8 protein-coding genes and 1 rRNA gene are annotated in these 7026 nt (G+C 42.7%); 6 read left to right on the forward strand and 3 right to left on the reverse strand.

The genetic code is table 11. The annotated features are described in order from the left end of the window. Positions 1–25 precede the first annotated feature (25 nt). Positions 26–1105, reverse strand: coding sequence for an FUSC family protein (locus B1A98_RS14535; RefSeq protein WP_063383789.1), 1080 nt, complete (start codon positions 1103–1105; stop codon positions 26–28). 54 nt (positions 1106–1159) lie between these two features. Beyond that, on the reverse strand, positions 1160–2449 hold the full coding sequence (locus B1A98_RS14540; RefSeq protein WP_063383790.1) for a glutamate-1-semialdehyde 2,1-aminomutase: 1290 nt from the start codon (positions 2447–2449) through the stop codon (positions 1160–1162). Positions 2450–2591: 142 nt separating this feature from the next. On the opposite strand from B1A98_RS14540, the gene B1A98_RS14545 reads away from it, so the two are divergent. From B1A98_RS14545 to perR, 4 genes are all read left to right on the forward strand, one after another. Further along, positions 2592–2993, forward strand: a complete 402-nt coding sequence (locus B1A98_RS14545) for a potassium channel family protein (protein WP_063383791.1) — start codon at positions 2592–2594, stop codon at positions 2991–2993. A 202-nt stretch (positions 2994–3195) separates the two neighbouring features. Beyond that, positions 3196–3666, forward strand: coding sequence for a thioredoxin-dependent thiol peroxidase (gene bcp / locus B1A98_RS14550; RefSeq protein WP_063383792.1), 471 nt, complete (start codon positions 3196–3198; stop codon positions 3664–3666). A 20-nt stretch (positions 3667–3686) separates the two neighbouring features. After that, the gene (locus tag B1A98_RS14555; protein ID WP_063383793.1) at positions 3687–4634 is read left to right on the forward strand and encodes a D-2-hydroxyacid dehydrogenase; all 948 of its coding nucleotides are present in this window, start codon (positions 3687–3689) and stop codon (positions 4632–4634) included. 135 nt (positions 4635–4769) lie between these two features. Next, positions 4770–5222: a peroxide-responsive transcriptional repressor PerR gene (perR, locus tag B1A98_RS14560; RefSeq protein WP_041101653.1), complete on the forward strand. Its 453-nt coding sequence runs from the start codon at positions 4770–4772 to the stop codon at positions 5220–5222. Between the two features lie 99 nt (positions 5223–5321). On the opposite strand, the gene B1A98_RS14565 is transcribed toward perR, so the two are convergent. Continuing rightward, positions 5322–5672 carry a YgzB family protein gene (locus B1A98_RS14565; RefSeq protein WP_041101655.1) on the reverse strand — a complete coding sequence of 117 codons (351 nt, stop codon included), beginning with the start codon at positions 5670–5672 and terminating at the stop codon, positions 5322–5324. 147 nt (positions 5673–5819) lie between these two features. Here B1A98_RS14565 and B1A98_RS14570 point away from each other — a divergent pair, with 147 nt between their 5' ends. Both B1A98_RS14570 and B1A98_RS14575 read left to right on the forward strand, forming a co-directional pair. Continuing rightward, positions 5820–6689 (forward strand): nucleotidyltransferase-like protein, encoded by an 870-nt coding sequence (locus B1A98_RS14570; protein ID WP_063383794.1) that lies wholly within the window; start codon positions 5820–5822, stop codon positions 6687–6689. 246 nt (positions 6690–6935) lie between these two features. Then, positions 6936–7026 (forward strand): 16S ribosomal RNA (locus B1A98_RS14575); the annotation flags it as partial.

Raw genomic sequence — 7026 nt, forward strand, 5'->3', positions numbered from 1 at the left:
CCAGCTGCCTCAGGGCAGCTGGTTTTTATTCGCCTTCTTCAAACTCAGGAAGTTCGTCATCGTGATGAAACTTTGAAAAACTTGTGATGAGATGGTCAAGATGTTCCAGGTTTTCTCCGTATTCCAGTACGGAAGAAAGAAGGTGAAGCAAGTGGATGGAGAAATTCGCCTCATCCGAAGTGTTTGATTTAATTTCAGCCGTGAATAACGACATAAACTGCTCGCGGTCTACCCACAGCTCAAATACATCATCTATTTCAACCGTTGTTTTAACTTTGCCGATAAAGCGCAGGAGCAAGTGCTCATGGTAGCTCATTAATGAATCAAGATAATCGACAAGCGTCTTTTGCAGATCCGGCGTTAAAAGAGAAATATCGTTTTCAAATTGATTCATTCGCCGCAGGATATCGTAGCTTCTGCGGGTAGCCAAGATCATTTTGCGGTATAGAACCATTTTCCGCTTTTTTGAAGTGAGATTCTTCGTTAGCGTTCCGCGATCTTCTTTATACATTAAATAAAGGTTATCAACAGCTATCAGCCGTTCGCGGATCTTGCTGATATCCTTTTTCAAAACGTGATAATCTGTGCCCGTTCGCAAGCTCAGACGGATCCATTTTAACGTTTCCTCAGTTACACTGTTAATCTGCCCGAACAGCTTTGTTTCGTATTGTGGGGGCAGAAGGATCAGATTCACCACTGAAGCGGCTAGTACTCCGATCATAATTGTGAAAAAGCGAATGAGGGCAAACTGGATAAAGTGTTCGCTCTGCAGCTCCATAATGACCATTAAGGTAACGAGTGCCAGCCCGATCGATTTTTCTAATCGTAAATTCACCATGACGATCAAGGCGACGATAGCTGCCAAACCGACAAATATAATGTGATTGCCGAATAGAAGAACAAATGAAATAGCAATGGCAGCTCCAACAAGGTTTGCCTGTACTTGCTGAATTAAAGTTAAATAGGAGCGGTAAATCGTAGGCTGAATGGCAAACACTGCTGCGATGCCTGCAAAAACCGGAGAAGGCAGGCCTAATAGTGTTGAAACGAATAAAGCTAAAACAATAGCAATTCCCGTTTTAAAAATTCGTGCACCCAGCTTCATAAATGAAATGGTTCCTTTCTCAGTTATAAATGTATTAGGTGACGATTATATCACTTAACGCAGCTTGGAAAAAGCAAAATCTACTGCTTGAAGAGTTTTCTCGATATCTTCATCTGTATGCTCTGTTGTTAAGAACCATGCTTCATATTTAGAAGGGGCCAGGTGAATCCCTTGAGAGAGCATCAGTTTAAAGAAGCGGCCGAACATTTCCCCGTCTGTGGCTTCAGCTTGTTCATAATTAACGACCTTTTCAGTCGTGAAATAAATCGTTAAAGCTCCCTTTAAACGGTTGATTGTGATTGGAGTGCCGTATTTCTCCGCAGATGCCAGAATTCCTTCTTCCAAAATTGCCCCCAGGCGGTCCAACTCTTCATATACCCCTTCTTCTTGCAGTACCTCAAGACAAGCGATACCGGCGATCATAGAGGCTGGATTGCCCGCCATTGTTCCCGCTTGGTAGGCAGGGCCGAGAGGAGCAACCTCTTCCATAATTTCTTTACGGCCGCCGTAAGCGCCGATTGGCAGTCCTCCGCCGATAATTTTCCCCATAGCTGTCAAGTCAGGGGTGATGCCCAATAAGTTTTGTGCGCCTCCATATGTAAAGCGGAAGCCGGTAATCACTTCGTCAAAAATAAGCAGGGCGCCGGCTTCTTGAGTTAATTTTTTAACTTCTTCCAAAAAGCCCGGTTTCGGTTCGACAATGCCGAAGTTGCCGACGATTGGCTCAATGAGTACAGCAGCAATTTCTTCTCCCCATTTTTCCAATGCTTCCTTCAATGGTTCTGTTTCATTGAACGGGACAGTAATGACTTCCTGGGCAATGCTTTTCGGCACACCGGCAGAATCAGGAGTGCCCAGCGTAGAAGGGCCGGAGCCTGCTGCGACAAGAACTAAATCGGAATGTCCGTGGTAACAGCCGGCGAATTTGATGATTTTATCCCGGCCGGTATAAGCGCGGGCTACGCGGATGGTCGTCATTACAGCCTCTGTTCCGCTGTTGACAAACCGGACTTTATCCATGCCTGGGATCGCTTCTTTCAGCATTTTGGCAAACGTCACTTCATAAGGTGTCGGCGTACCGTACAGGACCCCGTTCTCAGCGGCTTTTTTGATCGCTTCCGTAATGTGCGGATGCGCATGGCCGGTAATAATCGGTCCATAAGCAGCGAGATAATCGATGTATTGGTTGCCGTCAACATCCCAGAAATAAGCGCCTTTTCCTCTTTCCATAGCGACAGGAGAGCCGCCGCCAACTGCTTTATAAGATCGGGAAGGACTATTCACTCCTCCGACAATGTGCTTTAGTGCTTCTTGATGAAGCTGTTCAGAATTAGTATGTTGCATGTATAGGCCTCCTTGTGATAGATACATATAACATTTTAGACTTGCCTTGGCGTTTAAGCAACGGAAGTCCGCCGATCATAAACAGATTCTTTTTGGCGTATATATGAAAGAAAAAAACGGGCAGCAGCAGGGAGGCGGAAGGATGACTGCTGTAATTTTCAGCGCCGTCGTTTTTTGTTTAACGATGAGCATCAAAGGAATGTTTGTTCCAGGAAAGCCGCGGCACCGCTATTTATCGCTGCATTATTTTCTCTATTTCGGCTGTTTGTACTTAACGGTCATGATCGGCTTTGCTTTAATCTATACTTTATTGCAATTAAATGGACAGGCTGTTTGGGCAGGGGAAGAGAAGGGCGCTCTTCATTTTTGGGGCAAATTCTTTACTTCTTTATATTTCAGCGGCATTACGCTTTTTTCTGTCGGTTACGGAGATATTGTTCCGGAGGGGGCAGGGCGTTGGGTAGCCCTTACTGAAGCGTGGATCGGTTATACAATTCCAACGGCTTTTGTCGTACGGACAATGCTGGAAAAGGATGAAGATTAATTATTATTGCCATATTTTTTCCCATCCGCTACGCTAGTAGTAAGAGAATTCAGATCAATGAAGGTTATGGTTGATCTATTTTAGCAGCAGGCTCTGTTAGTATTGATTGTTGATGTCTCAATCGTTCGCGTGAAAGAGCAGAAAACGTCCGACGGCAGCAGTCATTAGCTGAGTCTAATCAAAGACAAAGGAGAGAAGAAGAATGACCGTAAAGGCAGGAGAATTAGCTCCGGATTTTCAATTGACAGCAAACAGTGGAGAAAAGGTAGGTTTATCTGATTACAAAGGGAAAAATGTTGTTCTTTATTTTTACCCGAAGGATATGACGCCAGGCTGTACAACACAAGCTTGTGACTTTCGGGATAAGCATGATCAATTCAGTGACTTGAATACAGTGATTTTAGGGGTCAGCACCGATCCGGTCGCCCGCCATGAGAAGTTTATTGATAAGTATGATCTGCCATTTTTGCTGCTTGCTGATGAGAATCATGAAGTGTGCGAGCTGTATGGCGTGTGGAAACTGAAAAAGAATTTCGGAAAAGAGTATATGGGAATTGAACGTTCTACTTTTGTTATTGACTCAGATGGAAAGCTTGTGAAAGAGTGGAGAAAAGTAAAAGTAGCTGGACACGTAGAAGAAGCGCTTCAGTTTATTAAAGAGCAGCTATCGTAAGGGAGCAGGGGGAGAGGGAATTGAAGATTGTATTTACTTTTCGGCCTCCGCGGGCACTGCAGGAACAGTTAAGAGAAGCATTCCCTGAAGAGACATTTAGCTACTATAAATCTGTAGAGGAAGCAGCAGATTTACAGGAAGCTGAAGTCATTGTTACATTCGGTGAAGATTTGACCGCACAGCACATTCATCATTGTCCGCAATTGAAATGGATTATGGTGGCCTCTGCCGGCATGGAAAAAATGCCCTTTGAAGCTATCGAAGAAAAGGACATCCTCGTTACCAATGCCAGAGGGATACATAAAATTCCGATGGCTGAGTTCACGCTTGGATATATGTTGAATCATGTGAAACGCTTTCCGGAAATGCTGGAATTTCAAAAGGAAAAAACATGGAATAAAAAGCTGCCAATAGGCGAGCTTGCTGGCAAGCGCTTGCTTGTGCTGGGAACAGGAGCGATCGGTACGGAAATCGCGCGCCTTTCTCAAGCTTTTCGGATGAGTACGGCCGGCGTCAACCGCAGCGGGCATAGCAATGACTATTTTGAGGAGATTTACACCATGGACAAGCTTCCTGGGCTGCTTCCTGAAGCGGATTTTATCGTTTCTATCTTGCCGAGCACAGACGAAACGAGATTTTTGCTGAAGAAAGAACATTTCGAAGCGATGAAACAAACGGCAGCATTCATTAATATCGGACGCGGAGATTTACTGGAGGATGCGGTCTTGCTGGACGCCTTGAGCAATAAAGAGATTGCTCATGCTTATTTGGATGTTTTTGCGGAGGAGCCTTTGCCGCCGGATCATCCGCTATGGACGATGAACAATGTGACCATTACTCCTCATATTTCCAGTGTAACGAGCAACTATGTGCCGCGAGCTATGGAAATATTTGCGCATAACCTGGAAGTGTATAAAGGCAACAGATCTGATTATGAGAATAAAGTTGATGTAGGAAAGGGATATTAGCCAAGAGAAGGAAGAACCTTTATAGTCGGTTTGTACTGTAAAGGCTTCTTTCTTATTGACAAAGTGCAGAAAAAATTAGTACACTATTTGTAAAGATTATAATATAATAATACTTTTTATAATGAAAAGAGGTGCATGGCGGTGTCTCATGAGCATAATCATCTACAGGAAGCACTGGATACGTTGAAAGCAACCGGAGTCCGGATTACTCCTCAGCGTCATGCGATACTTGAATTTTTAATTCAATCTATGACCCACCCGACAGCAGATGATATATATAAAGCGCTTGAAGGGAAATTTCCTAATATGAGCGTAGCGACAGTCTACAACAATCTGCGCGTATTTCGTGAGGTTGGGCTGGTGAAAGAGCTGACATATGGAGATGCGTCCAGCCGGTTTGATTTTGTGACGACGGATCACTATCATGTAATCTGCGAAGAATGCGGCAAAATTGTTGACTTTCACTATCCAGGCTTGGATGAAGTCGAACAGCTTGCATCGCATGTCACGGGATTTAAAGTGAGCCATCATCGAATGGAAGTGTACGGAACCTGTCCGGAATGTACATCAAGCAAAGAGGTTCATTAAAAAAGAATTGTTCGCCAGACGAACAATTCTTTTTTGTTGGTTATGTTAAAGTGGTATACGGATTGTTAAGCTTATTTAAGGATACCAAAGGAATCAGATTTAGTTATTCTTGCGATTGTAGTTTTCATCAAATTCTTTGCCTTCCAAGCTTTGATCAAGTGTTAGAGGCTCCTTGCAATGCATGCACATATCCACCCGGCCAAGCATTTTTGTCGGTTTGCCGCAGCTCGGACAAACCACTTGTACCGCTTTTGTGGAAAGCATGCCGATCCAGAAGTAAACAACCGTACTTGCGATGATCGATAATAAGCCGAGAAGCATGAATAACGTCATCCAGAACGGGGATTGCCTAAAGAAAATTCCTACATACATAATGACAAAGCCGATAAAAATTAAGCTGAGCGCGAATGTGCGTATCCGGTTAATTTTACTTGAATAATTTTTAGCCATGTTCTTTAACCTCCTAAAAATAAACTATATCATAATTTATAAATGAAAAAGCAGTAGAATCTCTTAATTTCAAAAGTTTTAAAGGGATTCTTTCTTAATTTGTCGAAATAATGGAGACAGAAGAAATCCGTGTTTGGAGGAATGACTATGGAGGACATCCTTCGTCCGCTTTACCAGGAACGGACAAGCCAACAGAATACAATGGGCGTAATCGTCATAGAAAAAAAGGAAAGCGAGTTATCCTTTACAGAAGGATTTGATGTGATTTTGCTTACTATAGTAAAAGAAGCAGATTCACCCGTTTTTATAAAACACTATGTATATGAAGAAAAGAAAGCTGCTCTTTATATAGTGACGGAGAAGCAGCTGGAAGAATGGATGCTGCTTGGCAATAACAGAAAGTTCATCGAATGGCTTTATCATGGCAAGGTGCTGTTTGACAGGAATGAATATGTGTATAAGCTAAAACAGGAAATGAGAGAGTTTCCTTTCTTTGGACGAAAAATAAAAATGGCGATCGAATTTTCTAAGTTAATTAGAAGGTGGACGTACGGCCGGGACTTTTTTAAGAGCGGCCACTATTTAGATGCTTACAATCATGTGATGCATTCCCTGCATCATCTGGCCCGTCTGGCTGTCATTGAAAATGGATTCTATCCCGAGGTGACCGTCTGGCTGCAGGTGAAACAAATGGAGCCGGAGATTTATAAGTTGTATGAAGAGCTGTTAACAAGCGATGAGGAATTAGAGAAGCGTCTGGAGCTCCTTTTTATTGCCATTGACTTTCTAATCTACTCGAAAACAGAAAATGGAGCCGCTCATTTGCTTTCTATATTGAAAGAAAAAGACTCCTGGGCCTTTCAAGAGCTTTTGAATCATCCGGAAGTTAACTACTATGCCGTTGATCTAAGTGTTTTACTAGAATACTTAGTTGGAAAGTCTTTTGTTGAAGTAAAGCCGATAGAAACGAAGGGACAGGGGATTTATCACAGATATTATTGTGTCATAAACGAGTGAAAAAACTTTTTTGAAAAAAAGTATTGACGCTTTTTAAAATCCTTGTTATATTAATAAGCGTCGCTGATGACAACAAACAACAGCGACGCAAAAAACTTCAAAAAAAGCTTTGACAAACAAAAAGCTTTGTGGTAAGATTAAAAAGTCGCTGTTAAAGAGACGATAGAAAAATTGATCTTTGAAAACTGAACAAAAACATGCCAGTAAGTTAATTCTTATTTTTAAAACATGAGCAAGTCAAACATCTTTTTGGAGAGTTTGATCCTGGCTCAGGACGAACGCTGGCGGCGTGCCTAATACATGCAAGTCGAGCGGACTTGACGGAAGCTTGCTTCCG

The organism is Pseudobacillus badius, assembly GCF_002189605.1.
In the GTDB taxonomy this organism is placed as follows: domain Bacteria; phylum Bacillota; class Bacilli; order Bacillales; family Domibacillaceae; genus Pseudobacillus; species Pseudobacillus badius.

Coding starts and splice junctions, on each gene's coding strand:
- B1A98_RS14535 (WP_063383789.1), bottom strand. CDS start 1,105: ATGAAGCTGGGTGCACGAATTTTTAAAACGGGAATTGCTATTGTTTTA.
- B1A98_RS14540 (WP_063383790.1), bottom strand. CDS start 2,449: ATGCAACATACTAATTCTGAACAGCTTCATCAAGAAGCACTAAAGCAC.
- B1A98_RS14545 (WP_063383791.1), top strand. CDS start 2,592: ATGACTGCTGTAATTTTCAGCGCCGTCGTTTTTTGTTTAACGATGAGC.
- bcp (WP_063383792.1), top strand. CDS start 3,196: ATGACCGTAAAGGCAGGAGAATTAGCTCCGGATTTTCAATTGACAGCA.
- perR (WP_041101653.1), top strand. CDS start 4,770: ATGGCGGTGTCTCATGAGCATAATCATCTACAGGAAGCACTGGATACG.
- B1A98_RS14565 (WP_041101655.1), bottom strand. CDS start 5,672: ATGGCTAAAAATTATTCAAGTAAAATTAACCGGATACGCACATTCGCG.
- B1A98_RS14570 (WP_063383794.1), top strand. CDS start 5,820: ATGGAGGACATCCTTCGTCCGCTTTACCAGGAACGGACAAGCCAACAG.